The organism is Acinetobacter sp. YH12108 (assembly GCF_013419055.1).
GTDB lineage: Bacteria > Pseudomonadota > Gammaproteobacteria > Pseudomonadales > Moraxellaceae > Acinetobacter.
Genome location: NZ_VPAW01000019.1, coordinates 33,372 through 60,010 on the forward strand (window position 1 = coordinate 33,372; position 26,639 = coordinate 60,010).

A 26,639-nucleotide genomic window follows, 5' to 3' on the forward strand; every position below is an offset into this window, starting at 1 on the left:
TCTAACACCTAATTCCATGGTGCGATTTTTGTCGTTTTCATCTACATCATAAGACGATTTCAGGCTTTGTAAATACTGAATATGTGACTAATTACAAATTATTTGAGAATCATATAGGAGATGAATCAATAAAAGCGTGCTCGGTTTAAGGTGTGTTTTATTCAGTCAATCTTTGTCTATTTAATTGTTTAGCCTAATAAAAATAAAAAAGCCAGAATTGAATTCTGGCTTTTGCATCAAGATAACAGGTTATTATTGTGGACGTGCCACATCACCACTTAAAGCTTCAGGCAATTCCAGAACTTGTACATCCAGCTCAGCCAATGCTTCAGGTTTGGCAACTACCAAAGCCTGATAACCCTCATCTGTACCAATGCTATTGACCACTTCGACGTCATTGTGCAGCTTGGTCGCAACAGCAGGTGCTTCACCTGTACCTTGAATCAAATGCAACCAGTGTTTTGGCTTGGCTTTGAACCATAAGCGAGCAATCACTTCCTGACCCAGATAACAGCCTTTGTCATAGTGAATGCCTTCACGTTGATGCAGACGCAATTCCTGTGGCTGGAACAGGGTCGCAGTAGTTGCTTGAATCCAAGCCTGACCTGAAGCAATAGCTTGCTGTTGCCAAAGGGTAATATCCGTTTCAGTTTCAACAAAATCAGTCTGGATATCATTAATAACTGGATAAACCGGGCCAACCTGTTCCAGTTTCATTTTTGAAAATGCACCAAACTTTTTAATGTGGCTGGCCAGTTCTGCTGCCTGATTTTCAGGGCTGACAATTTCAAAGCTTTCCGGATTAATTTTTTTCAGCCAGATGCCGAACTGGATACGTCCCTTCAAGCTACAGATCGCTGTATAGCGAGTCAGGTTTTCAGCCAGAGTTTCGACATTTAAAGTAACTTGACCCTGAAGGAATTTTTGCGCATCTACTCCATTCAGCGTAAATAAGGTAAAAGCAGGAGATGTTGCCATGATCAGCCTCAGTTTGAATACTAAAAATCAATCAAGCTATTGTGCAGCAAGCATTTAATAGAGGCAAACAAAAAAGCCAACAATCGGGATCGTTGGCCTTTTCAGGAGTGTCTAATTAGTGATGATGCGACGAGGTTGGCAAAGGTGAATCACAAGGGAATTTGCCCCCACAGACCCTTACTGTTTCCATCATGCCCTGATCTTCATGATCGAGGATATGACAGTGCTGTACAAAATCACCTTCAAATTTCTTGTAATGACTTCGAAGAATAAATTTATAGTTCGCCTTGATAAACAGGGTATCCTTGAATTGTCCTTTCATACCACGATATTGCACATCATCTGTATCATTATCGTCAGGCGCTAATTCACTCACATCAACTTCTTTAGATTCGCCATTAGGACCAGTGACAGTTTTTAAGATTTTAACAATCTGGAATGGATTAACATGAATATGGAAAGGGTGGCCACCAAAAGCTTCGGTTGTCAGTTCCCATTCATCCGTTTGTCCAATTTGTAACTGACGTACATATTCACGATCCGGATCTTTGGCATGTGTCCGACCGACTGATCCTTCGCCATCAAATGCATCTCCAAAACTGAGTAAGTCACCATTTTCTTTATGGCGGAAGCCAAATTTAAGACCATTTGCGAAAGCCAGTTCAAATTTACTGTACTGTTTTGGTCTGGAAGCGACCAGCTTGTTAATTGCTGGAGTCATCAGGGATGGATGATCAGTAAAGGCAGTAAGATCAAGTTTGGATAACTGAGTCTGAATCTCTTTGCTTAAACCAATTTTTTTCGCGCGCTCTTGCAGGAACTGGGCAGGAGTCTGCGCTTTTGTTTTGCTTGCCTGTACATTGACCCATCCCAGTAGTTGGGCATTGAAAGGGTGGTTTGGAGCTAGTTGAGGAGTAATTTGACCCGTTGGGATCGGTGCATTCACTTCATCCTCAATATTTAATTTGGAGTCATAAATACAGTATTTATTGGTGGTTGGGAAGGTAACCATTGCATCATGACGATAACCAGGCTGGAACACAGACAGTGTTCTGCGCTGTACCTGAGTCATGGTCAAACCATCTTGAGCAATCGTATAAACAGGTAAGCTTTTTAAACTCTCATTAAACTCTTTTGGATCTGCTTCCTGATATGCCAGACAGGCTTTAAGGGTGTCTGCGGTGCTAAATTTACTGGAGTTTGGCAGTTCTTTAATAATCAAACCAATGGTGTCGCGTACACCACCATGAATCATGCGCCAGCGATTAAAAGCATTCTGTTTAACTTTGATCTCCCCTAAAACTTTACCATTGATAGACGTATAAAAGTTCTGGCCGGCCCAAGAGCCAGGATTAGCGATATCTGTATAATCTTCAAGTAATCCTAAGCCTTTACCTTCGCAATTATTGGGAGGGTCAAATTTTACATCCGGGTCAGGGTTAGAGCATCGATATTGAATTTGCTGGAATAGCAGGATGTTTTCATTTGGATAGCTATTTTTTTCTTTCCATAAAATGTCCATATCGCCTGTTTCAGTGACTTTGCCATTTTTCACTTTTGGTGTTCTTGAGCCTTCTACAATTAATGGGCCTGCCATACCACTCGATACCTGAATAGCTGTTGAGCCATGCAGATGGGCATGATACCAGTAGGTTCCTGCCGGATGATTCGGCTCCATTTTGTACTGATAGTCAAATTTTTCCTGAGGTTTAAATTTCAGGAAAACGTTATCGCTATTGCCTTGAGGGCTTACCCAGAAACCATGGGTATGTAAGTTGGTGGTATTAAAGCAATGTGGATCGTTCACATTATCCACTTTGTCTGGACAGGTGGCTTTCTGTTCAGGTGGAAGCTGGTTATTGAGGTTAATTTTCAGGGTTTCACCTTGTTTGACCCGGATCTGCGGACCAATTAAAAGGTCTTCAACAGACTCTCCAGCTTTTTTCTTGTTAAACAAGCTTGCATTAGTGAGATAACCTCTGACGAACAGTTGATCCCAGGTACTATTTCTCGGATTGTAAATCTTGCCGGTTTTATAAGCGACGATCAGTTCATGGGTGCCCTTGGAATTTTTTTGCAATAGGGGCGGATTGCTAATCAAAGTATCGGGTGCTGTTGGAGTAGGTTGTGGATTGTTGGGATTATTGGGAGTGGTAGGTGGGTTAGGGTTGTGGGGAGTTGGCGGTTTAGGATTGGAGGGATTTTTACCTCCATTCCAGCTTGCTGCCAGTACAGCGATCACTGCAGCAACGATACCAAGAATGGCGAGTTGTATCATTGTAATCACCCTTATGTGCTTTTGTGATGAATGTTGTTGTTGTGAAGTAATTCGAGAGTAGATTTACAAAGTTGAGATACAGACTGTTATCACCAAATTAGGGGGAGGGCGACAGACGGTAAGCTAAAATGACGTGTGTAAAGTATTTTAGATAGGGATGTGTTTTATAAGCTCATGTTTATGAATCATTGTCCTATAAATATTTAACGTATTTCTAAAATTGTAAGAAAGTCTTAAAAAATATATGGAATTGAGAATGTAACTTATTTCGGGGTATGTCTAACCTGAAAAATGATTTTTTCGCCTACACTCATCGAGCCATATCTGCAATGAAATTTACCATTTTCGGTTAAGAGTTATGCTTAACACTGAAATAAAAAAATATAGATTCAGTTTTTTATTAAATGAGCTATTTCTAAAATTAAAAAATTCTAAGCTTTGATTTCATATGAAATTTATACTTAAACTGATTCCAAGAAATCGATTATTTTTTATGCTGTTATCAACATCTCATACTAAAGAATGAGAGAGATTTAGGTCTATTTTTCAGAAAAAATGCAATTTAGAGTCAAAATTCTAAAGTATGGGCCAGTAATTTTGGTAAAAATACCATTTTTAGTATTTAAGCTTTTGAAAATTATAAGATTTGGGAAATGGACTTTCGACAGCGTACAATGCCTTTATTAAAAAACAAGTCATCAAGATATTTTGATGAATAAAAAGAGTAATGAAAGAGGGCAGGCAAGCTATGAACAATAACTACCGGAAACCGTTGCAAGGTACCCAGCTGGAATATTATGACGTGCGTCAAGCCGTAGAAGATATTCAGCCAGGCGCATATGCCAAACTTCCTTATACATCTAAAGTGCTGGCCGAGCAGCTGGTACGCCGTTGTGACCCTGCGATTTTAGAACAGTCTTTACGCCAGTTGATTGAGCGTAAACAGGAACACGATTTTCCTTGGTATCCGGCGCGTGTAGTGTGTCATGACATCTTAGGGCAAACAGCACTGGTCGATCTTGCCGGTCTGCGTGATGCGATTGCCGATCAAGGCGGTGATCCGTCTAAAGTCAATCCAGTGGTGCCGACCCAGCTGATTGTCGATCACTCGCTGGCAGTCGAATATGGCGGCTTTGACCCAGATGCATTTGAGAAAAACCGTGCGGTAGAAGACCGCCGCAATGAAGACCGTTTCCATTTTATTGAATGGACTAAAACTGCGTTTGAAAATGTCGATGTAATTCCTGCGGGTAACGGCATCATGCACCAGATCAATCTGGAAAAAATGTCACCAGTCATTCAGAACCGTGATGGCGTGGCATTCCCGGATACCTGTGTGGGGACTGACTCGCATACTCCACATACGGATGCGCTAGGCGTGATTTCAGTCGGTGTTGGTGGATTAGAAGCTGAGAACGTGATGCTGGGCCGTGCATCATGGATGCGTTTGCCAGACATTATCGGTGTCGAACTGGTAGGACAGCGTCAGCCGGGCATTACCGCAACGGATATTGTTTTAGCTCTAACCGAATTCCTGCGTAAAGAACGTGTGGTTGGTGCTTATCTGGAATTCTTCGGTGAAGGCGCAGACAGCATGTCAGTCGGTGATCGTGCCACGATTTCCAATATGACCCCGGAATATGGTGCAACTGCAGCCATGTTCTATATTGATCAGAACACCATTGATTATCTGACGCTGACTGGTCGTGAATCTGAACAGGTCAAACTGGTTGAAACCTATGCGAAAGAGATTGGTCTGTGGTCATCAGAAATGACTCAGGCAGAATATCCACGTGTATTGCGTTTTGACCTATCGACTGTCACCCGTAACATCGCTGGTCCATCCAATCCACATGCGCGTGTATCAACATCTGACCTGAAAGAAAAAGGCATTGCGGGTGTGGTAGAAAACCGTACGGATGGTTTAATGCCAGATGGTGCAATCATCATCGCGGCGATTACTTCGTGTACCAATACGTCTAACCCGCGTAATACCGTGGCAGCAGGCTTGTTGGCACGCAAGGCTAATGAACTTGGTCTAGTACGTAAACCGTGGGTGAAATCATCATTTGCTCCGGGTTCTAAAGCAGCAGCGTTGTATCTGGAAGAAGCCGGTGTACTGAAAGATCTGGAAAAACTGGGCTTTGGTATTGTGGCGTATGCTTGTACCACCTGTAACGGCATGTCTGGTGCGCTTGATCCGAAGATTCAGCAGGAAATTATCGACCGTGATCTGTATGCGACAGCAGTCTTGTCGGGTAACCGTAACTTTGATGGCCGTATCCATCCTTATGCAAAACAGGCTTTCCTGGCATCTCCACCGCTTGTCGTGGCTTATGCGATTGCCGGTACCATTCGTTTTGATATTGAGAAAGATGCACTAGGCACAGACAAAGATGGCAATCCGATTTACCTGAAAGACATCTGGCCATCGGATGAAGAAATTGATGCTTTGGTGAAAGAGTCCGTGAAGCCGGAACAGTTCAAGAAAGTGTATATTCCGATGTTCGATCTGGGTGAGCGTGAGCAGGCAGCAAGTCCGCTGTATGACTGGCGTCCGCAAAGTACTTATATCCGCCGTCCGCCATACTGGGAAGGGGCATTGGCTGCACCGCGTACTCTGGCAAATATGCGTCCGTTAGCCATCCTTGGCGATAACATTACTACCGATCATTTATCTCCATCGAATGCGATTGTGTTGGATTCGGCAGCAGGTCAATATCTGGCGAAAATGGGCTTGCCTGAGGAAGACTTTAACTCGTATGCAACGCACCGTGGTGATCACCTGACTGCACAGCGTGCAACCTTGGCGAATCCGAAGCTGTATAACGAAATGGTGGTGCGTTCCGACGGTACCATTAAGCAAGGTTCTAAAGCACGTGTCGAGCCGGAAGGTGAAGTGATGCGTATGTGGGAAGCGATTGAAACCTACATGAACCGTAAGCAGCCGCTCATCATTGTTGCAGGTAAAGATTATGGTCAAGGTTCAAGCCGTGACTGGGCTGCGAAAGGTGTGCGTCTGGCAGGCGTAGAAGCGATTGTGGCTGAAGGCTTTGAACGTATTCACCGTACGAATCTGGTCGGTATGGGTGTACTTCCACTTGAGTTTAAGCCGGGTACAGATCGTAAAACTTTGAAGCTGGATGGTACTGAGCTATATAGCGTGATCGGTAATATTGCGCCACGTTCGACTTTGACTCTGGTGATTGAGCGTGCGACTGAAGAGGGTAAGAAACAGACCATTGAAGTGCCGGTAACTTGCCGTCTGGATACTGAAGAAGAAGTTTCTGTCTATGAAGCGGGTGGAGTATTACAGCGCTTTGCACAGGATTTCTTGGAAGGGAATGTGGCTTAATTTTTCTAGTTACTAGTAAAAATCTCCCCTAACCCCTCTTTTCTAAAGAGGGGAACTCCCTCCTTTTTTAAAGGAGGGTTGGGGTGGATTAAAGTTGTTGAAATTGTTTAGAGAAAAAAATGTCACTTTTAAGAGAGATATAAATTGATGCTATAAACTCAAATGCTAAGATTTCAGATTTATTAAGAAAATGTCAAATATTAGCTTATAGATTGGGTAATGAAGATTTTAAGAATTGGATTAGCTTCGAATTGCAAGGCTATCCACAAGACCCAAAAAATGTACCTGACTATAGAATCTTAAATGTTAATTCAAAAGGCCATTTTGCAGGTGCTTTTGGAAGTGCTTTAAATAATGCAGATATGTTGACTTACAGTTTGCCAGAGCAACTTCAAAAAAGTTTATCAAAAGCATATTTTTTAGTCCTATTGCAACCCTTGAGAGTTTAACAAATAATGAAAGTGAGGTCTTAACTCAAGATTGGAATCCAGCGATTATTGCTCATTACGGTTCTAAGATGTATGAGGGTTATAATTGTATGCAAGCTTGGAAAGTAATACCTGCTTCAGCTGTAGTAGGAATAATAGATACAGTAAAAACAAAAATCTTAAATTTTGCTTTAGAAATTGAGCTGTTAAATCCGCAAGCAGGTGAAGCTTTATTAAATTCTTGCCCAATCCCACAAGAACAAGTTAGTCAAATTTTTAATATTAATATTTCTGGCAATGTTCAAAACTTAGCTTCAGGAAATCATCACAGCACTATCCATCAAGAAATTAATAACTCTCAAATTCCTCAAGAGTTTCTAGATTTATTAAGTACTTTGAGAAAATCTGAAATCGAGGAAGAGTTAGTTAGCGATCTAGAACTAAGAATTGAAAAATTAGGAACCTCAATTGGAACACCAGAATATACTTCCCAATATGGTGAGCTAATGAGTTTTCTCTCTAATCATGTGACTATATATACTTTCTTAGCTCCATTTATTCCAATGCTATCAAGCTATTTATCATAGAAAGTGAAAGTGATTAGGCACAGCGACGAAATATCATTAGATCACAAATAAAAATAACACTTAGCTTTAACGACACTATCATTTACAAAAATGGACAATAGACATTCATCACAACAGAGTTATACTGCTTAGACCATTTTCTAAAACAACGGAGAACAAAGATGGTTACAGCTGGCTCAAAACCGGGAACAGGTTTCTATTTTTGTGTTCAATGCGGACATCGCGTCTTCTTAGAAATTGGTACAGACCGACTACCACCGTGTACCAAATGCCTCGGCACCCAATATAACGATAAGGTTGCCTAAGCACACGATATTCAAAACAGAAGATCCTGTTTTAAATAAAAGCCCTATCACCCGATAGGGCTTTTTTGTTAGCGTATAATTTGGGTCATAAAAATGGCTTAAATCTCAAGGGCAAACAGCATGGAAACAATCCTCGGTTTATGTATCGGTATCGGCTTAAGTGCAGCCTGCGGTTTCCGTGTTTTTGTGCCTTTGCTGGTAATGAGTATTGCCGCATTGATGGGCTGGTTTGAACCGATGACCGGTTTTAAATGGCTGGCCATGCCGGCAGTCTGTCTGGCTTTAGCCATCGCGACTATCTGTGAAATTGCTGCGTATTATATTCCGTGGGTGGACAATGCCATCGATATGATTGCAACGCCTGCAGCCATGCTCGCCGGAACTCTGACCACGATGGCTGTGAGCAGTGGAGAAATGTCCCAGTTTGCAACTTGGGCCGCAGCGATCATTGTCGGTGGCGGAACAGCAGGGGCCGTGCAATTGAGCAGTGTTGCAGCACGCGGACTATCAACTGCCACCACAGGCGGTGTTGCGAATCCCGTACTCTCAACCGGAGAGTGGATCGGGGCTATTCTGTTATCCATCCTGTCATTGCTTTTGCCAGTGCTAGCTGCCTTGCTGGTTGTAATGCTAGTCATCCTAGCGATTCGCTGGATACATCAAAAAAAGAAAAACAAGCTAGAAAATTCCGCCTTATAAGAATCAGATAAATAAATATTTATCACTCATTCTTAATGAAATATTTGCTTAAAGAAAGGCCCTCATCTTGTTCATTAAATTGCTTGATTTTTATTCAAAAAAGACATAATTTTATTATGGGATTATAAAAGGCATAATTTTTGTATGGTTTTATTTGTGGTTGAACTTTATAAAAATAATATTAGGGGAACTGTGAATGATTAAATTTATTGTAGATGAACAAGAGTCTGCCCAAGGCGTGCACTATATTCATAACGCAACACGAGGCTGTGAAGACCTGCCAGAATTTGATAACCAGATTCTGATTGGATATTTTGCTAATTATGATCTGGCTTATAAACGGGCAAGAATGAACTGGCCGAGGGAGAAAGTAGAGGGCTGTCATAAGTGCTGTACAGAATGAGATTTATAGACATATTGGACATCATTTAAAACCCGTTATACAGTGGGTTTTATCATTTATTTTGTTTGAGAATTGATCAATTTGACCCCATATAAAACTATAGATTTATCATGTTTAGGGCTGCTCAATTGCAACATTATCTTGATCTCAATCATGACTCGGGTGTGGCCAATTATGAGATTGGCAATGAGTTTATTCGGGTTCAATTCAAGAAAACTTCGAAAGTGTATACCTATAGCTATAGCAGTGCGGGCTATCAGCATGTGGAAAATATGAAACAGCTGGCCCAGTATGGTGATGGCTTAAATGCCTATATCAATCATCATACCCGTCATCTGTTTGTATGCTAAAAAGTGATCGCTGGAAGTTAGAACTGAAACTTTTAGCTGAAAATATTTAAACCATTTCCCTTTAGATCACAGATACAAATCAGTAGTTCCTGAAGATTTGATCAATCTGTTAACTTAAGGATAGATGGCTCTACAGGCAGGGAATCACTATGGATCTCGATTTCTGGTGTCGGTTTTTACTTTATACATTGGCTTTGAATTACAGCATTTTAATGCTCTGGTTTTTGCTGATTGTCTTTGCACGAGACTGGGTGAAACGATTGCATGGTCAATGGTTTCAGCTTTCAGATTCGACTTTTGATACCATTCACTATAGCGGCATGGCCATTTATAAAGTCGGGATATTCCTGTTCAATCTGGTTCCGCTGATTGCCCTATATTTGATGGGGAAAAGTTAGGAGATAAAACTTTCCAAAGTTCCAAGAATAAATAAAACTGATAGTCGCATCAGCATTACACAGAGCAGTTTAAACGCTTAAAATGCTCGAAACAAAATAACAATATGGAAAAGGAGTTCAGCTCAATGAATCAGTTTAAATCCGCCTTGATTTTAGGGGCTTTGATCGGCTTGGGAATGATTATTGCCGGATTCATTCTGGGTAATAGTGCGGTCAAGATTAAACAGTATGAGCGGATTGTTTCCGTAAAAGGTTTATCGGAACGTGAGGTTAAAGCCGATGTTGCAGTCTGGCCCATCCGTTTTAGTGGTGGTAGTCAGGATCTGACAGAACTGTATGACACTATGGAGCTGCAAACCCAGCAAATTCAGGCTTTCTTAAAAGGTGAAGGTTTTAAGGCAGAAGAAATTACCACCGGTTCTCCAGTCACTACAGATAAATATGCCCAGCAATACGGCGGTGATGCCAATGTTGCCTTACGTTATACCGCGCATCAGACCATTACGGTTTATACCCACAATATTGATGCAGTCCGTGCAGCGCAAACCCGTCTGGTCGCTCTGGGTAAAAAGGGCATTGCTTTTGGTGGTGATGATTCCGGGCAAAGAACGGAATATATCTTTACCAAATTGAATGACATCAAACCAGCCATGATTGAAGAAGCCACGCAAAATGCCCGCAGTGTGGCAGAAAAGTTTGCCGCGGATTCTCAAAGCCGTCTCGGGAAAATCAAGACTGCCAATCAAGGTTTGTTTAGCATTGAGGACCGTGACAGCAATACGCCTTATCTAAAGAAAGTTCGTGTGGTTTCTACAGTGGATTATTATCTGGCTGATTAAATGGCTGGAAAGCTGAATAGAGGGGTCTAAAAAATTTAGAGCAGAATGAGGTTTTACATGAAGATAAATTCCAGTAATTCTGCTCTTTCTGCAATAAAAGATCTTTATTTTGAGGTGAAAGGTAAAAAATTCTTCTTCAAATATATTTAAAGAAAAATATTTTCAAAAATCGGGAAAATTAAAAAATCTTAGGAAATTAATTTTGCCGCAGCTTGGCTACTATAGATCTCAAGGGTGTGATGGGATCGAAAAGAGTAGCATGCTGTGAGTGGCGCAAAACGCGAGTGCAGTACGAACCCAAAAGGTCTCGATTCGGCTTAGGACGCTATAGACCAAAAGTTTATAGGCTATAAGATCATTTCTTACAAAGAGTGATAGTTGAAGTAAACCATCAAGATGTTTTCCCAACACCCTCAAAATTTTCTCCTCTCATAAAAACAATCTTCTCCTCCAAACTGTTGAATACCTTCCTTACCCAGTCACTTATATTCTTCCTAAATAGCTGTAAATTCATTTGAGATTCAAATAAATACTATTTTAATCACATATCTAATCTATTTTATTTACAGCCTATAGCTTTCGACTATTTTATGTTTAAATACTACTCTAATGTCGCTGGTTGTTTATAAGTATTTGATATAAATAATTTAAAGTATAATATGTTTAATATTTGCTCACAAATTATATCCTTGAAAAATAAAACAGAATGCTATGATAATTTTGCATATAAGAAAGGGGCACGTCCCATGAAAAAATATGAATTAGAAATCAGTTATCCGCATCAAGAAGAAGACGAAGCAGAGCAGCTAGGCAGCTTATCGGCAGAAGAAATTCTCTCTACTTTCAAGTCCATTAACTGGCAACAGTTACGGGTTTTACAATTACAGATGCAAGCCGCCATTACCACTTTTACCGTAACAGACTCCGATGCTGAACAGTCGATTCAGATCACACTGAATGAACTGGCGCCGTCAGGTCAGCTTGAGTTCAGGCTGGAAAGTGATATTGAAGTCGAAGCTCAACATAAAATTCTGGGATTGTTTAGCCTGAAAAACAAAGACTATGTGTCATTCCGTAGTCTGACTATGTCACAGGTTCAGCAATATCTTATGGCATTTTTAAATGAAGATCTCGACAGTCTGAAAACCCAGTATCAGTCGGGTCATTCAGTATCTCCCATCAGTGCAGCGTCCAAAGCTTAGTCAGGCACTGATTCTGTAACAGGGCTGGATTGACAGTATTCCCTGACATTGTTATTTTGCGCGTTTTCTCCTGAATGCTTAAAGCACATGCCTATTAACGACAACTTTGTCTACGCGCCGCCTCAAGACCCATTGCATATTCTGTATGAAGATGATGATCTGGTCGTCATTGAGAAGCCGGCCGGTTTGTTGTCTGTTCCGGGACGTTTGCCTGAGCATCATGACAGTGCTTATTTACGGGTACTAGAGCGTTATCCGAATGCCAAAATTACCCATCGTCTGGATATGGCGACGTCTGGCATCCTGATGTTTGCCAAACATCGCGATGCTGAAGTGGCAGTCAGTAAAATGTTCCAGGCACGTACAGTCAGCAAGCACTATATTGCGCTGGTACAGGGAGAAATTCAGACCGAGGGCAGTGTCGATGTACCTTTGATTACTGACTGGGAAAATCGCCCACGGCAAATAGTGCATTTTGAACTGGGTAAAGCTGCCAAAACACTCTATCAACGGCTGGAATATCTGCCTGAGCAAGACATCAGCCGGGTATTGCTAACGCCAATTACCGGACGTTCACATCAGCTCAGAGTCCACATGCTGCATATTGGTCATCCGATTACGGGCGATAAAATCTATCATCCGGAACCAACGCGTAGTCCTCTTAATCGCATGGCCTTGCATGCCAGTGAACTGACTTTTACTCAACCCTTGAGTGGTCATAAAGTTGAAATTCTTGCACCTGCACCATTTTAGTAAAATTTAAGCATTCAAAAAATGAATATGGATTCTGATAAATATTTAAATTTCAGTAGGCTGCAACAGAAATGTCTGAATTTATTTCAGTCATCGGAAAATTATAGAGTTGAATTTAAGCAGTTTTCTAGAAAAATTATGTTCTGAATCATGTCTTATCAAGTAATGATATTTTGAAATTAAAAAGTGTATCCGGAAAAATTTCAGGAATCATTTAAGGGACTTTATCACTTTATCTTTAGTTTAACTGTTTGATCTATCTATTTTTATTCAGTTTTTATCAAGATTTGCAGTCTCTCAGGGGTTTGTTCTTATAACATTCGATATAAAAATAAAAACCCCTTTAATTGATTATCACCAACAGATTCATTTTAAGTAAATTGATAGGCATAAAAATATTAAGGTTTTATAGGTGAAAAAATCATTTAAAAGATCAATTATATTAAATGTTTATGGTCATTTTTTATCTTTGATTCTCATCATTAAATTATGCAGAATAACTTTAAAACATCATAAATTTTTAATTTTTTAGTGCCTATATATGGTGCAAGGGGTAAGGGACAGGATGATGCTAAGTGGTGCGCTCTTTGTTCTCGCAAGTGTTTTAATCATTGTATTACTATGGGTATTCAATAGCCTGAAATTATCAAGAAACAATATTCAGTCCTTACAGGAAAATCTGGATCATTCACGCAGTAAATTGGCTGATTATGAAACACAAGTTGATGAATTAAATTATGAAATGACCCAGCTACGGATGCAACTGGGAAGTGCCAGAACTGAACTGAATAAATATAAACAATATCAGGATATCTGTGACATCGAACAATACATTATTAACCGCAGCTTGCAGGCCGAAAATTTCGTAGAAGTAACCAAGCTTGATGCTTCCATCATGCTGGATGATCTCAAAGCCTATATCGCTCAGGTCAAAGCGTATTTACAGAATTTACAGACTCAGGCCGAAGCTGATATTGAGCGACAGGCTCGAAAAGCTTTACAGGCTTATTATCAGCAGGCTAAAGAACAACAGCGACTGCAAGAAGTAGTTGAAGCTCTCGAGCATAAGATCAAGGGCTATCAACATGGTTTTGATCTGCCGGTCACGCAGCTTCTGGATCAGCTCATTAGTGGCTACAACGATACTGATGCAGCCCGGCATTTACTGACTATCAGAACACAGATTGAGCAGGCCAAAGAACAGCAGCAGGTGGCCAGCTGCAACTATGTTGATGAAGACCGTCGCAAGAGCACCATTGCGATTTTGAGTCTGGCATTTAATAGCAGGGCAGAATTGTATTTGTCCCAGTTAAATACTCATAATCTGGGTGAAATGCTGCAATCCTTAAAAGATGATTATCGCCTGATGAACTATAAAGGACAAAGCTTGAGCCAGGCCATGATTCAGGAGTCCTATCTGAACTTACGTCTGGAAGAGCTTAAATTCGCCGCCGTTTTACTACAGTTACGACAGAATCAAGTATCTGAGCCACCTGTAGTGATCACTTCCTAACTACAATTAAAAAATCCAGATCAACCGATGAAATTTTTTAATCTGCAGATTGATATGCAGGTATTTTTAATTAGATGAAAATGCAGCTTTTTTTTTCAAATTCTTAAATTTATATTGATAAAATTCAGTTGGTTATTTAGAGAAAGTTAATTTTTTTTCATATTCTGTACTCGATAATTCAAATAAAATAAGTTAAGCTGAATCGAATAATAAAACATCATAATAAGGATATCTCTATGGCACGCGATTATGACAAATTCCCTGACGATGAAAATGGTCATGTACTGTGGCAAATGTATCAGGATGGTGATGATCTGCAGGACGACCATGAAATTGAATTCTCGATAGCCTTTAATAGTGAAGAACAGGCTGACCGCTGTGCATTGCATTTACTCAAAGAAGAACAAAAGATAAGCCTATATCAGGATGAGGAGAGCGATACACTGGAATGGACGATTACCATTTATGTTTATATGCAACCTACCTATGAAAATATTGTCGATCTAGAACAATGGTTTACCAGAATTGCTGCTGAATTTCAGGGTGAATACGATGGGTGGGGCTGTATGGCCTATGTCTATGATGATGAGGGCGACCCGGAAGAAGGCGAAAGCAAACTGCGTAGCAGCTAATCAAAATTTCCTTATTCAAGCCCGGTTAAGCCGGGTTTTTTATGGCCTGCGGTATTGGCCGGCTTAACTGTAGTTTTTTGTTATACATCCTATAAAATGGATAGATAACAATTATATTTAGGCCGTACAGTATATTGGGCAGACATTTAAATACTGAGGCCGACGAGATCGGGATGATCCGTCCGAATAATAAATAAAAATAATCTTTCAGTAAGAACAAGAAAAAAAGGTAGGCTGAAATGAGTTATACCCTAAAAATGCATCGTGTATTCAGTGCGCCACCGGAACGGGTGTACCGGGCCTTTATTCATCCAGATGCCATTGCAAAATGGCTGGCACCGCATGGCTTCACTGCCAGAGTTGAGCATGCCGAAGTCAAACCGGGAGGCAACTATAAAATTACCCTGACCAATTTTGCTACTGGTACCCAGCATCATTTACATGGCACCTATCATGAAGTTATTCCCAACCAGCTACTGCGTTATACCGATTGCTTTTCTACACCTGAGGTCAAAGGCGAAATTGAAGTCACGCTCATCTTTGAAAAAGTGTCTGTAGGCACCAGTCTGCATATAATTCAGGTGGGTTATCCGGATCTGGTACCGCCATCTGCATGCCACTTAAGCTGGCAGGAGTCATTGCAACTTTTGTCCTGGCTGGTCAATCCACATATTTTGGATGGTTAGGTTCAGTTAATTAAGTTGAGCGGGAGATCCTTTTAAAGCTTGAGCATGAGCCCACCCAAAGATGCTATAATTCAGCTTTAATTTTTTGTTTTTTCTTTTATTTTTTATTTTGTTGAGGTTGCTATGGCTGTACCACAATGCCCAAAATGCCAGTCTGAATATACTTATGAAGATGGTGACTTGTTAATCTGCCCAGAATGTGGATATGAGTGGAAAGAAGGGGAAGCAACTGAGGAAACCGTGGTCATCAAGGATGCGCATGGCAATCTGCTGGCTGATGGCGACACAGTTACGGTGATTAAGGATCTTAAAATTAAAGGATCTTCTTCAGTGGTTAAAGTCGGGACTAAAGTCAAAAATATTCGTCTATTGCCCGATGCAACTGATGGACATGATATTGACTGTAAAATTGATGGCATTGGCGCCATGAAGCTCAAATCTGAATATGTGAAAAAAGCCTGATACGTTCTTATACGAATGAGTGCTTTCGGTCTTCGGGTTTGAAGGTTTATGCTTCTTCCTCAAACTCGAAGATCAATCTCTTCTGATTGCCATATCATGCCTGGATCTATGCTTTATGCCTCATCTTCATCTTGAATATTCAGATAATATTCAGCAGCTTGAAACCCGACCTTTAATGTTGGCAATTCACCAGGCCTTATTTAACGCCGGTTATATTAATGACCCGAATGATTTAAAAAGTAGGGCGATTGTACAGCAGGATTTTGTGATTGGACTAGAGCAGGAGACAGATCAGGCTTATGTGCATGCTAAAGTTTCTCTCCTGACTGGTCGTAGTCTGGACATCCGCCAGGCAATTTCCAAGCTGGTACTTCAGGTCATGCAGCAGCACATTGTCTCGCAGCCGGGGTTAAAGATTCAGCTCTGTGTTGAAATTCTGGAAATGGACAAAGAGACTTATACTAAAGCTATTATTTGATTTTTTTTAGATTGAAGTGAGGACTAGGAAATGAAGTTTTCTTAGTTTCTCTCTTTATCTTGAATACATCAGAACTTAATAAAAAATTGAGAAGTATCAAAGCGATTTTGAAATATAAAGAACGATAAATAAAACTAGAGCATGAAAATTTAAATAATCTGTCAAAATTCACCTGATTATTGCAGTTGATCAGAAAATTTTGCCTATAATTAAAAAAATAGTGTAATTTTAGGTATTAGGTCACACTTTTGACCTGATATATGGGGGATGGGTAAAACCAGGACCCATTCACATAATTAAAAATAATGAAAAACAAGAAAGACTGAAAGTAATGAGATGCTTGAAATCTCGGTTTTCAAGTCTGAATAAAACCTTATAGAGAGGTATTCAATGAAAATAATAGGGGAAGAATGTCTGGCTCAGGAAGTCAGGACATTTTTACAAAAATGGGATCAAGCTATTTGTTCACTTGAATTCAGCGAAATTCGTCAACTTTGCCGACCAGATGTCTGTCTGATTGATATTAGCTCCGAACTGAAAGGGATCGAGGCTTATCAGGCTGCATGGCAACAGTACCGCCCATATATGCGCAACAATGGTATGCGCGTTGAACGGAAGGAGGTCACCATTCAGGTCAATAATGACATGGCTTTCGTATATGGTTATGTCCGGATTGCCTATGCGGCGATGGAACGATATTTCCCTTTGCAATGGTGCCGCTTCAGCATGGTCTTGAGCAAGCAGCAAGATCAGTGGCAATTGCATTATCAACATATTTCTGTCCCTGTTCAGGAGAAGACTGAAAAACTGCGCCCTGTGAAACTGGCAGGTTAAGGCAAAAGTTTTAAATTTCATTGAAACAAGATCATCACATCTATTTGTCCATTCTTGAAAAAAATCGCCATAAAAAAGCCTGAATCGTTCAGGCTTTTTTATTTAGGGAAGATTAAAAGCGTTTTGGAATGCGCTGGCCGTTCGGTACCGGAATTTCCGCATTTTTTAATACACCAAATAACCAGGTTTCTGCATGTTGTACAGCTGTTTTTAACTGATCACCCAAGGCTAGACGTCCGGCAATGAAACTCGCCAGTGAACAGCCTGAGCCGTGATATTCACCTTCCAGACGCGGACAGCGGGTTTCGTTGATTAATTCACCCTGAATATATAGGCGGTTCTGGATATAGTCGGGAGTATCTTCGTGGCCGCCTTTGACCAAAATCGCATGAGCACCCATTTCAAACAGTTTCTGCGTGGCTTGATCTAAATCCTGCTCACCTGTTAGGGCACGCAACTCAACAGTATTTGGAGTTAAAATCGTAGCTAGCGGAATCAGTTGTTTAAACGCTTTGACCAGTGTGGCCTGATTGCCGAGTGAGCCACCACTGTTGGCTACCAGCACCGGATCCAGTACATACTGATAGTCCGGATGCGCAGTTAGAAATTCTGCCAGCACCTCAATATTTTCAGTCGTTCCCAGCATGCCTGATTTAACACAGCGGATCGGCAGATCCTTTACCACGGCATTGGCCTGAGCCAGCAGTAATTCCTTTGAAGTTGCTTCAAAACCAAAAACCTGTTGCGAGTTCTGAATGGTCAGGGCTGTACAGGCAATTGCAGCATGAGCACCACTTTGACCGATGGCTTCAATATCTGCTTGAAGGCCTGCTCCACCTGAAGGATCTAAACCTGAAAAGCAAAGTACGGTAGGTCGCAAAATGATGTCCTTCATTCACTAAAATTGCCTTAGTATAGGCAAATTTATTCAAACTCTCGATATTAATTTCTATCACTTGCAAGAACTGTCTGTCAGGCAAAATTTCGACTGTTTTATCTGATGAAAATACAGGATTAATTACCCTAGAAATGGGTATTCTTGGTTTGTTTTTATGGCCCAACAATTGCTTTAGCGTAGACAAATCTGGCTATACTCACGATATGAATTGATGTCGGCTGCAAACATAGGAGACAAGGTGTGATTCAGAATATTTTAATTGACCTGGATGGTACATTAACCGACCCAAAAGTGGGGATTACGACTTCTGCCCGCTATGGTCTGGAAAAGGTGGGTCATCCGATCAGTGAAGACACGAATATTGACTGGATTATCGGGCCTCCTCTAAAAGCTTCGCTAGCAAAAATTTTGAATGTAGATGCGGATGATACCTTGGCTGAACAGGCACTAATGGCATATCGCGAGCGTTTTGCAGTGACTGGCTTATATGAAAATCATGTTTTTGAAGGCGTAGCTGAAACTCTGGCAGAACTTAAACGCCGTGGTTATCGCCTGTTTCTCGCAACAGCAAAACCAACCGTTTATGCCAAACAGATTCTGGAACATTTTAATCTGGCCCAGTATTTTACTGAGATTTATGGCAGTGAGCTGAATGGTGATCGGACCAATAAAGGGGAACTGATTCAGTATATCCTGGAACAACAAGGCATACAGGCTGACCAATGCATTATGGTGGGTGACCGTGAGCATGATATTTTTGGTGCCCGCCATAATGGGATTGAGTCGATTGCAGTCAAATACGGCTATGGTTCAGAAATTGAATTACAGCAGGCACAGCCTAAATATACGATTGAGAACTTTAGTCATTTATTAGACTATTTAAAATAATTTTTTATTTTCATTAAAAATAAAATGCTTCTATGTTTAGGAGCATTTTTTATATTCATTATTAACAATAATTTTTAACTTCACCTTTTGAATAGAAGTCTGTTTTATTGCGTTAACTTGATTAATTGTTTGTATACTTTTGTTCTAATATTTTTCATGCTTACATAAATATAATAATGCATTTTATGTGATCAATGTCATATTTTAATGAACCTATTTGATTATAATTCACAAAAACATATTTACCATATTTTAATATCTATTTATTTAAATCTGATTAAAATATTAAAATTCAATATCTTAATTTCATATAAAATTTTTTATCCATTCATTTCACTATGTTTCCAATATTTAGTAACAAGTTAAAGATAACATTTTTCAGATTCTCATCTCTTGATTTTGATGCTATGTATTTCACGTTTAATTAAGCAATAAATAAATTATAAAAAAGGATGGGAATAATATGGCGAATATACAGATATTATCGGCAGAGAATGGAGAATTAATTCAAGATATTAATACTAATATTGTGAATTTAACCGAAAAATCAGTGATCAAGGTAAATGCCACGATTGATGAAGTGGCAAAAATTACGCGTCAAGGTAATTCGGCTGTTATCTATTTTAAAAATGGTGAAACCATTACGATCGAAAATTATTTTGATTATGCAGTCAATGATAATCGAATCGTTTTTGAGCATGAAGGTCAATTGTACTGGGCGGAATTTACTGATGAAAATGGGGTAATGCTCGATACGATTCGATATCACCCGCTTACAGGAGATCTGGCTGAGAGTGGAACCGTAGCTGCGGGCGTTTTACCTTGGTTGGGTGGGGCACTGGCTTTAGGAGCTATTGCGGCAGCGGCAGGTGGAGGCTCATCTTCAGGAAATAGTTCGGATAATCGGGATACGAGTCCGCCGAAGTTAACCGGCGTCATTGTGAATGAAGAAGGCCAGCTTGAACTGAGTTTTGATGAAAATATAAATGGTTCAAATCCACGCGCTGAAGATTTCACAGTGGTTGTGGATGGAGAAGAAATTCCCATTACCGATATTATTGTACAAGATGACAAGATTATCCTGATTACAGAGCCAGAGATCCGGGACGGACAAGAAGTTACGGTTGAATATCAGGATAGTACACCTGATGATAATCAGGGAATTAAGGATTCAGAAGGGAATGTATTAGAAGATCTGGATTCAGATGATGTGGGTGGAGTGCAGAATCCGGATATTAGTGGGCCCGTACTTTTAGCTGCCGAAGTTAATGCCAATGGCAATATCGAGCTTAGCTTTAATGAAGCGCTGGATGCAGACAATTTACCTCCTTTAGATAGTCTGGTCGTTACAGTGGGTACCGCCCCAGATCAAACTACGGTCGATGTGATTAATATTGTTGCCGATGGAAATACCTTAACGCTGATTACCAGTCCGGTGATTGCAGCAGGTCAGACTGTCAGTGTGGAATATACCGATCCAACTGCTGGAAATGATGAGAATGCCATTCAGGACTTGGCAGGGAACGATGCGGCAAGCTTTAGCACAGTGGATCTACCCAATGGGGTGGTCAATGATTCAGAACAGCCAGCAGAAGATACTGTTGCTCCTGTATTAATCGATGCCGAAGTCAATACTGAGGGTAACATCGAACTCAGCTTCAATGAAGATGTTTCGACCTCGAATCCGCTGCCTGCTGATTTCACAGTAGTCGTAGATGGAACAGAAATTCCAGTATCTGACATTATCTATGACGGCAATGAAATTATTCTGGTAACTGATCCAGTCATTACTGAAGGTCAGGAAGTTGAAGTCACTTATACCGACAGCACTCCGGGAGATGGTCAGGGCATCCGTGATGGCAGTGGCAATGTGCTGGATGGCTTTGATGCGGTAGAAGTGGGTGGCGTTGCAAATAACTCAGAACAGCCAGCAGAAAATACTGATGCACCGGTTCTCCTTGATGCCGAAGTCAACGCTGACGGTAATATCGAACTCAGCTTCAATGAAGACGTTTCGACCTCAAATCCGCTGCCTGCCGATTTCACGGTGGTAGTTGACGGAGAAGAAATTCCCGTGACTGACATTGTCTATGATGGCAATGAAATCATTCTGGTAACCGATCCTGTTATTACTGAAGGTCAGGAAGTAGAAGTCACTTATGCCGATAGTACGCCGGGGGATGGTCAGGGCATCCGTGATGGCAGTGGTAATGTGCTGGACGGTTTCGACGCGGTAGAAATTGGCGGGGTTGACAATAACTCAGAACAGCCAGCAGAAGATACTGTTGCTCCAGTATTAATCGATGCTGAAGTCAATGCAGACGGTAATATTGAACTTAGCTTCAATGAAGATGTATCAACCTCGAATCCGTTGCCTGCTGATTTCACAGTAGTGGTCGATGGAGCAGAAATTCCGGTAACTGACATTGTCTATGACGGCAATAAAATCATTCTGGTAACCGATCCTGTTATTACTGAAGGTCAGGAAGTAGAAGTCACTTATGCCGACAGTACGCCGGGGGATGGTCAGGGCATCCGTGATGGCAGTGGTAATGTGCTGGATGGGTTCGATGCAATAGAAGTAGGTGGCGTTGACAATAACTCAGAACAGCCAGCAGAAGATACCGTTGCTCCTGTATTAATTGATGCCGAAGTCAATGCAGACGGTAATATCGAACTCAACTTCAATGAAGATGTATCGACCTCGAATCCTTTACCTGCTGATTTCACCGTCATAGTCGATGGAAGTGAAATTCCAGTAACTGACATTGTCTATGATGGCAATGAAATTATTCTGGTGACTAATCCAGTCATTACTGAAGGTCAAGAAGTAGAAGTCACTTATGCCGACAGTACACCGGGAGACGGACAGGGAATCCGTGATGGCAGTGGCAATGTGCTGGATGGATTTGATGCGGTAGAAGTGGGTGGCGTTGACAATAACTCAGAGCAACCAGCAGAAGATACTGTTGCTCCCGTATTAATTGATGCCGAAGTCAACGCTGACGGTAACATCGAACTCAGCTTTAATGAAGACGTTTCGACCTCGAATCCTTTGTCTGCTGATTTCACAGTAGTCGTAGATGGAACAGAAATTCCGGTAACTGACATTGTCTATGGCGGCAATGAAATCATTCTGGTAACCGATCCAGTCATTACCGAAGGTCAGGAAATAGAAGTCACTTATGCTGACAGCACTCCGGGAGACGGTCAGGGCATCCGTGATGGCAGCGGCAATGTGCTGGATGGGTTCGATGCGGCAGAAGTGGGTGGCGTTGAAAATAATTCAGAACAGCCAACAGAAGATACCGTTGCTCCTGTATTAATCGAGGCTGAAGTCAACGCTGACGGTAATATCGAACTCAGCTTTAATGAAGATGTTTCGACCTCGAATCCTTTACCTGCTGATTTCACAGTAGTCGTAGATGGAACAGAAATTCCGGTGACCGATATTGTTTATAACGGCAATGAAATTATCTTGGTAACCAATCCTGTTATTACTGAAGGTCAGGAAGTTGCAGTCACTTACGCTGACAGTACTCCGGGAGAGGGTCAGGGAATCCGTGATGTCAGTGGCAATGTACTGGATGGCTTCGATGCGGTAGAAGTAGGTGGCGTTGACAATAACTCAGAGCAACCAGCAGAAGATACTGTAGCCCCTGTATTAATTGATGCTGAAGTCAATGCTGACGGTAACATCGAACTCAGTTTTAATGAAACTCTAGATGCAGACAATTTACCACCTTTAGATAGTCTAGTCGTTACAATCGGTACAGCTCCAGATCAGACTACAGTCGATGTGATCAATATTGCTGCCGATGGAAATATCCTCACGATGATTACCAATCCAGTGATTACAGCTGGGCAGACCGTTAGTGTCGAATATACTGATCCAACTACTGGAAATGATGACAATGCAATTCAGGACTTGGCAGGGAATGATGCCGCAAGCTTTACTACAGCGGATCTACCAAATGGAGTTGTAAATAATTCAGAACGTTTACTGAATCTTGCCGATGATAATGTGTCCGCAATTTTGGAAGGATCACAAGATGCAACTGTATTGGAAACATATAGTGATAGTAGTGGTATCGACGTGCTCAATGGCACTTCGGAAGTTGCCGTGGTCGATTTTACGATTGAGGAAAATATTTCTAGCGTGGTGATTGCAGTACAGCAAGAAAATCTGGTTAGCTTGGCGAATGCCTTTACTTTCGTGGTACGTAATACAACCACTGGCGAAGAATTTGAGGTCGCTTCAGCAAATACCAGTCAAGGCGGCTTAGTTGCTGGTGCATTGGGACTGGAGCTGCTGGGTGGAGTAGCAGATGCTCAAGGATTGAGACTGGATATTAATGACTTGCCTGCTGGAAACTATGAAGTCTCGGTATATGGTGATTCTTCACAATTAGCAGATATCCTGACCACTATAGATTTAGCGAATTTAGGCGATAACACGGTTAACAATCTGGTGTCAGAAACTGTATTAGGTTTACTCGAAGCTACCTTGACTGGCCAAAACGCTGATCCTCGTGGAATTCTGGAGCAATTGACACTTCGTGAGTTATTGGATTTAACTACAGGTTCTTCTGTACCAATTATAAATACTTTAACCACAGCAGTTGATTCAGTTTTGTCATTGGCTCTGGATAATATACTAGTTCGCCCAATATTAGGTGATGTATACAATACCTCCGTAGGGAGTTTACTTGCAGGAAATGGAGGCGGGGCATTAGGATTCCTATTAACTACTTTAGGATTGGGTACAGCATTAGATGCGCTTCTAAATGGAATTTTAGAAGGGGTAGATGGTGCAGGCCAGGCATTATTCGATAACCTGGTTGAACCACTAGTTAGCGATATTTTGCTAGATACCGTGCTTGAAGAAACTGGCCTAACGACTGGTTTAAATACCTTACTCGGATCATTAAATACATTGCTGAGTACTTTAGGACTGGATGATGTTTTACCAGCTGTTGATGGCTTGATAGACCTGATCGCTCAAGAAGCCTTAAGTAATCCATTAACGCTATTTGGTGGAACCACTGCTGAAGTCTACGAAGTCAATGGAGAAATCTACCGTGCAACAGGCAATATTCAGGAAACTTCAGCCGACGGCACACAAGCGGATAATTGGGCGGGTGGCGTATTAACTGAGATTAATGGGCAGCCAGTAACTTTCGATTTAAGTGATGAGGGAGGTAACTTTACCATTATCGAAGGGACGTATGGTGAGCTCAAACTCTATGAAAATGGTAATTTCAGTTATGAATACAATAGTTCATTAGGCCAGGGCCCATTACTGAGTGAAGTATTTGAATATACGGTAACGCGTAATGCGGGACAGGCCGAGCAGGAAAGTGCTTCAGCAAATCTGGTGATCAATATTGATCGCGTAAACCAGATTATTAACTATGCCGACGATCCAGCAGATAACCTGTTACAGGGTGGCGCAGGTGATGACATCCTGACGGGTGGTGCAGGAGCAGACACAGCGATCTATTATTTACTGAATAATGCTGATGCAACAGGCGGTAATGGTACAGATACCTGGACTGACTTCAATGCAGTTGAAGGTGATACCATCGATGTCTCTGCATTATTAAGTGATCAGGCAGTAGATGCATCAAATCTGGGGAACTATATCACGCTCGAACAACGTGGAGATGATACAGTCGTGACGATCGATCGTGATGGTTCCGATACCGATACCACCTTTGCGCGCGCTGATTTTCTGATATTGCAGAATGTAGACAGTGCAACTTTACAGCTGGATGACATCATTAAATATAATCCAATCTGATCAGCAGGTTCAGAATGGATGATTTATAAAATTTTATGATGTCATTGAACTTCAATTAAAAAATCCCGCTTAATGCGGGGTTTTTTAATTTTATATGGCATTTAAAGTGTTAAAAACCAGATAGAAGCAGCAATGACGACAATTAAGATAACCAGAAAGATTTTTAGATTGGTTTTAGGATAAGTGGTGCTTAAGCTCGCTTTCGTAATTTCCTGACCTGCGGGATCATACAGAATCACCTTTTGTGCACTATTTTCATAACCTAATTCTAGCAGGGCACGCTGTTCAAGAGCTGTCAGACCCTCTTCAGGCATATCCATAACTTGCAGCAGCGTTGTAGAGCCCCAAAGTTTTTGAACAATTGAAGTAGATACCAGCTGTTTTAGGGTGTCTGAGGCAGCATTAAAGTCGGCAATGATGCTGCGTTCATGCGCATAGGGAACGGGAGGGACCATTGTTTGCACAATCGTGCCCTCATTGTCCATCAGTTGCATTTTATCTTTATAAATTTGCACCCATATTGCATTGGGAAGTTTGGATAACTGATCTTGCAGCATGAATTGCCTACGTATTGCTTTGATATTAAATTAAATAATCTATAAACATATCCCGTATCAAGACGGGATATGTAATGTTCCATTACTTGGCAGGAGCACCATATTCATTATTTTCTTTTTTGGTATCACTTGCCCACCAGATAATGAGTAAAATGGCTCCTATCCCTGTCAGTACAAGCAATTGCCACCATCCAGAGCGTCCAATGTCATGCAAGCGACGTGCCCCTACGGCCAGACTTGGGAGCAGAAGAGCTAAATTTAGCAGACCATTCACCAAAGGTTTGGTGCCTAAAACGGCATCAATGACTTCACTAATAATGCCTAAAATTACACAAAACAGCATAAAGAACCAAAATTCTTTACGGCGTGCACGACCTGAAAAATTTGCATAATTGGTTAGACATTTTACGAACCAGTCGATACTGCTGTAATTCTCTTCAGTCTGATCCAGATTGGAATATTTATTAATCTGATTGCTAATGCTTTCTCCCAGATGAATCGAGTTTCCCAAAGCCAGATAAATATCTGCTGCCTGACCGGTTGAGTTAACAATAAAATCAACCCGGTCACCGCGTGAAGGAGGGCGTTGTCCACGCCAGTCTGCACCGCTAAAACTGTAGCGGTTGTTATCATCCCCTGTGATAAAACCCGTATTATCTTGAATAGAAAAATCCAGGATGGAACCTTTCATAAGCCCTCTCTATTTATCTTCTGGCTATTATGGATTTGTATAAATATTATTCATATATGGCCGATAGTAGCATAGGAAATTTATTTTGAGATCAAGCTTTTATAAAAATATTTAGGTAATAAATTTTCACTATCTAAAGCTAGAAGTTCTGATTAATAAGAAGTTGATTTAGCCGATAACAAATAATTTAGTTAAATTTAGATTTTCTTAATTTGTTGAATAATAAGAAATGATTCAAGGGAAGAAAAACTGAAATAAATTTAATAAAGCTAAAAATATACCAATATTTATAAAAATAATTTAAATCAATGACTTAATTAATTTTAGTATTTTATTCAATATGAATATATTGCGAATTTTTACGTAGAGTTTGAATAAGAAACTAATCCCCAACAGACTTTGCTTAAGTTAATAAATGCTTATATATTGATCTCATAAAACAACTTAAACATTAAACTGTTTTTAAGTGAATTCACCTATTTTATAAAGGCAATTTTAGGGTCTGTTGACACTTACTGTTCATAATTAACCCTATAACGGTAGCCATAAAAATATACAGGCTAAGGCAACAGAACTTTGATAATTTCTTTTGAGCTTGTCATATCGAGTAGCTATTCCTCTA

The 26,639-nt window shown here is 40.8% G+C and carries 22 protein-coding genes and 2 pseudogenes; 18 read left to right on the forward strand and 6 right to left on the reverse strand.

Annotated elements, in window-relative coordinates; translation table 11 throughout:
* Window positions 1–252: 252 nt before the first annotated feature.
* Window positions 253–978 carry a folate-binding protein YgfZ gene (locus tag FTU46_RS12285; protein ID WP_180105088.1) on the reverse strand — a complete coding sequence of 242 codons (726 nt, stop codon included), beginning with the start codon at window positions 976–978 and terminating at the stop codon, window positions 253–255.
* A gap of 115 nt (window positions 979–1,093) precedes the next feature.
* Window positions 1,094–3,256: a multicopper oxidase family protein gene (locus FTU46_RS12290; protein ID WP_180105089.1), complete on the reverse strand. Its 2,163-nt coding sequence runs from the start codon at window positions 3,254–3,256 to the stop codon at window positions 1,094–1,096.
* Window positions 3,257–4,004: 748 nt separating this feature from the next.
* On the opposite strand from FTU46_RS12290, the gene acnD reads away from it, so the two are divergent.
* The 16 genes and pseudogenes from acnD to FTU46_RS12370 all read left to right on the forward strand — a co-directional run bounded on the left by acnD (window position 4,005) and on the right by FTU46_RS12370 (window position 17,180).
* Complete coding sequence (gene acnD, locus FTU46_RS12295; protein ID WP_159123692.1) at window positions 4,005–6,611, forward strand: Fe/S-dependent 2-methylisocitrate dehydratase AcnD; 2,607 nt, start codon at window positions 4,005–4,007, stop codon at window positions 6,609–6,611.
* Between the two features lie 197 nt (window positions 6,612–6,808).
* Window positions 6,809–7,626 (forward strand): annotated as a pseudogene (locus tag FTU46_RS12300) (hypothetical protein).
* Between the two features lie 107 nt (window positions 7,627–7,733).
* Complete coding sequence (locus tag FTU46_RS12305; protein WP_257229525.1) at window positions 7,734–7,931, forward strand: zinc ribbon-containing protein; 198 nt, start codon at window positions 7,734–7,736, stop codon at window positions 7,929–7,931.
* A gap of 120 nt (window positions 7,932–8,051) precedes the next feature.
* The gene (locus tag FTU46_RS12310; RefSeq protein ID WP_180105090.1) at window positions 8,052–8,630 is read left to right on the forward strand and encodes a DUF4126 domain-containing protein; all 579 of its coding nucleotides are present in this window, start codon (window positions 8,052–8,054) and stop codon (window positions 8,628–8,630) included.
* A 196-nt stretch (window positions 8,631–8,826) separates the two neighbouring features.
* Window positions 8,827–9,033, forward strand: coding sequence for a hypothetical protein (locus FTU46_RS12315; RefSeq protein WP_005237115.1), 207 nt, complete (start codon window positions 8,827–8,829; stop codon window positions 9,031–9,033).
* A 128-nt stretch (window positions 9,034–9,161) separates the two neighbouring features.
* Window positions 9,162–9,383: a hypothetical protein gene (locus FTU46_RS12320; RefSeq protein WP_180105091.1), complete on the forward strand. Its 222-nt coding sequence runs from the start codon at window positions 9,162–9,164 to the stop codon at window positions 9,381–9,383.
* Between the two features lie 149 nt (window positions 9,384–9,532).
* Window positions 9,533–9,781, forward strand: a complete 249-nt coding sequence (locus tag FTU46_RS12325; protein WP_180105092.1) for a DUF6868 family protein — start codon at window positions 9,533–9,535, stop codon at window positions 9,779–9,781.
* 125 nt (window positions 9,782–9,906) lie between these two features.
* Window positions 9,907–10,620 carry an SIMPL domain-containing protein gene (locus FTU46_RS12330; protein WP_034705273.1) on the forward strand — a complete coding sequence of 238 codons (714 nt, stop codon included), beginning with the start codon at window positions 9,907–9,909 and terminating at the stop codon, window positions 10,618–10,620.
* Window positions 10,621–11,366: 746 nt separating this feature from the next.
* A complete protein-coding gene (locus FTU46_RS12335; RefSeq protein WP_034705275.1) occupies window positions 11,367–11,822 on the forward strand; it encodes a hypothetical protein in 456 nt (151 codons plus the stop codon).
* An 87-nt stretch (window positions 11,823–11,909) separates the two neighbouring features.
* On the forward strand, window positions 11,910–12,575 hold the full coding sequence (locus FTU46_RS12340; protein ID WP_180052868.1) for a pseudouridine synthase: 666 nt from the start codon (window positions 11,910–11,912) through the stop codon (window positions 12,573–12,575).
* A gap of 568 nt (window positions 12,576–13,143) precedes the next feature.
* Complete coding sequence (locus FTU46_RS12345) at window positions 13,144–14,088, forward strand: DUF4041 domain-containing protein (RefSeq protein WP_180105098.1); 945 nt, start codon at window positions 13,144–13,146, stop codon at window positions 14,086–14,088.
* A 236-nt stretch (window positions 14,089–14,324) separates the two neighbouring features.
* Entirely contained in the window at window positions 14,325–14,720 is a 396-nt protein-coding gene (locus tag FTU46_RS12350) for a ribonuclease E inhibitor RraB (RefSeq protein ID WP_180105093.1), read from the forward strand.
* A 239-nt stretch (window positions 14,721–14,959) separates the two neighbouring features.
* Window positions 14,960–15,406, forward strand: a complete 447-nt coding sequence (locus tag FTU46_RS12355) for an SRPBCC domain-containing protein (RefSeq protein ID WP_180105094.1) — start codon at window positions 14,960–14,962, stop codon at window positions 15,404–15,406.
* 123 nt (window positions 15,407–15,529) lie between these two features.
* Window positions 15,530–15,868 carry a zinc ribbon domain-containing protein YjdM gene (locus tag FTU46_RS12360; RefSeq protein ID WP_180105095.1) on the forward strand — a complete coding sequence of 113 codons (339 nt, stop codon included), beginning with the start codon at window positions 15,530–15,532 and terminating at the stop codon, window positions 15,866–15,868.
* 115 nt (window positions 15,869–15,983) lie between these two features.
* On the forward strand, window positions 15,984–16,346 hold the full coding sequence (locus FTU46_RS12365) for a 5-carboxymethyl-2-hydroxymuconate Delta-isomerase (protein ID WP_004785128.1): 363 nt from the start codon (window positions 15,984–15,986) through the stop codon (window positions 16,344–16,346).
* A 390-nt stretch (window positions 16,347–16,736) separates the two neighbouring features.
* Complete coding sequence (locus FTU46_RS12370; RefSeq protein ID WP_159123697.1) at window positions 16,737–17,180, forward strand: nuclear transport factor 2 family protein; 444 nt, start codon at window positions 16,737–16,739, stop codon at window positions 17,178–17,180.
* Window positions 17,181–17,292: 112 nt separating this feature from the next.
* Here the strand turns inward: FTU46_RS12370 and FTU46_RS12375 are convergent, their stop codons facing one another.
* Complete coding sequence (locus tag FTU46_RS12375) at window positions 17,293–18,060, reverse strand: hydroxymethylpyrimidine/phosphomethylpyrimidine kinase (RefSeq protein ID WP_180105099.1); 768 nt, start codon at window positions 18,058–18,060, stop codon at window positions 17,293–17,295.
* A gap of 258 nt (window positions 18,061–18,318) precedes the next feature.
* Between FTU46_RS12375 and FTU46_RS12380 the strand changes: the two genes are divergently transcribed.
* Both FTU46_RS12380 and FTU46_RS12385 read left to right on the forward strand, forming a co-directional pair.
* Window positions 18,319–18,966, forward strand: a complete 648-nt coding sequence (locus tag FTU46_RS12380) for an HAD family hydrolase (protein WP_180004020.1) — start codon at window positions 18,319–18,321, stop codon at window positions 18,964–18,966.
* 463 nt (window positions 18,967–19,429) lie between these two features.
* Window positions 19,430–24,769: a SwmB domain-containing protein gene (locus FTU46_RS12385; protein ID WP_180105096.1), complete on the forward strand. Its 5,340-nt coding sequence runs from the start codon at window positions 19,430–19,432 to the stop codon at window positions 24,767–24,769.
* 101 nt (window positions 24,770–24,870) lie between these two features.
* Here FTU46_RS12385 and FTU46_RS12390 read toward each other — a convergent pair whose 3' ends face one another.
* The 3 genes and pseudogenes from FTU46_RS12390 to FTU46_RS12400 all read right to left on the reverse strand — a co-directional run.
* On the reverse strand, window positions 24,871–25,326 hold the full coding sequence (locus tag FTU46_RS12390) for a hypothetical protein (protein WP_034706330.1): 456 nt from the start codon (window positions 25,324–25,326) through the stop codon (window positions 24,871–24,873).
* 82 nt (window positions 25,327–25,408) lie between these two features.
* On the reverse strand, window positions 25,409–26,017 hold the full coding sequence (locus FTU46_RS12395; protein WP_180105097.1) for a DUF805 domain-containing protein: 609 nt from the start codon (window positions 26,015–26,017) through the stop codon (window positions 25,409–25,411).
* Between the two features lie 531 nt (window positions 26,018–26,548).
* Window positions 26,549–26,639 (reverse strand): annotated as a pseudogene (locus FTU46_RS12400) (IS5/IS1182 family transposase); the annotation flags it as partial.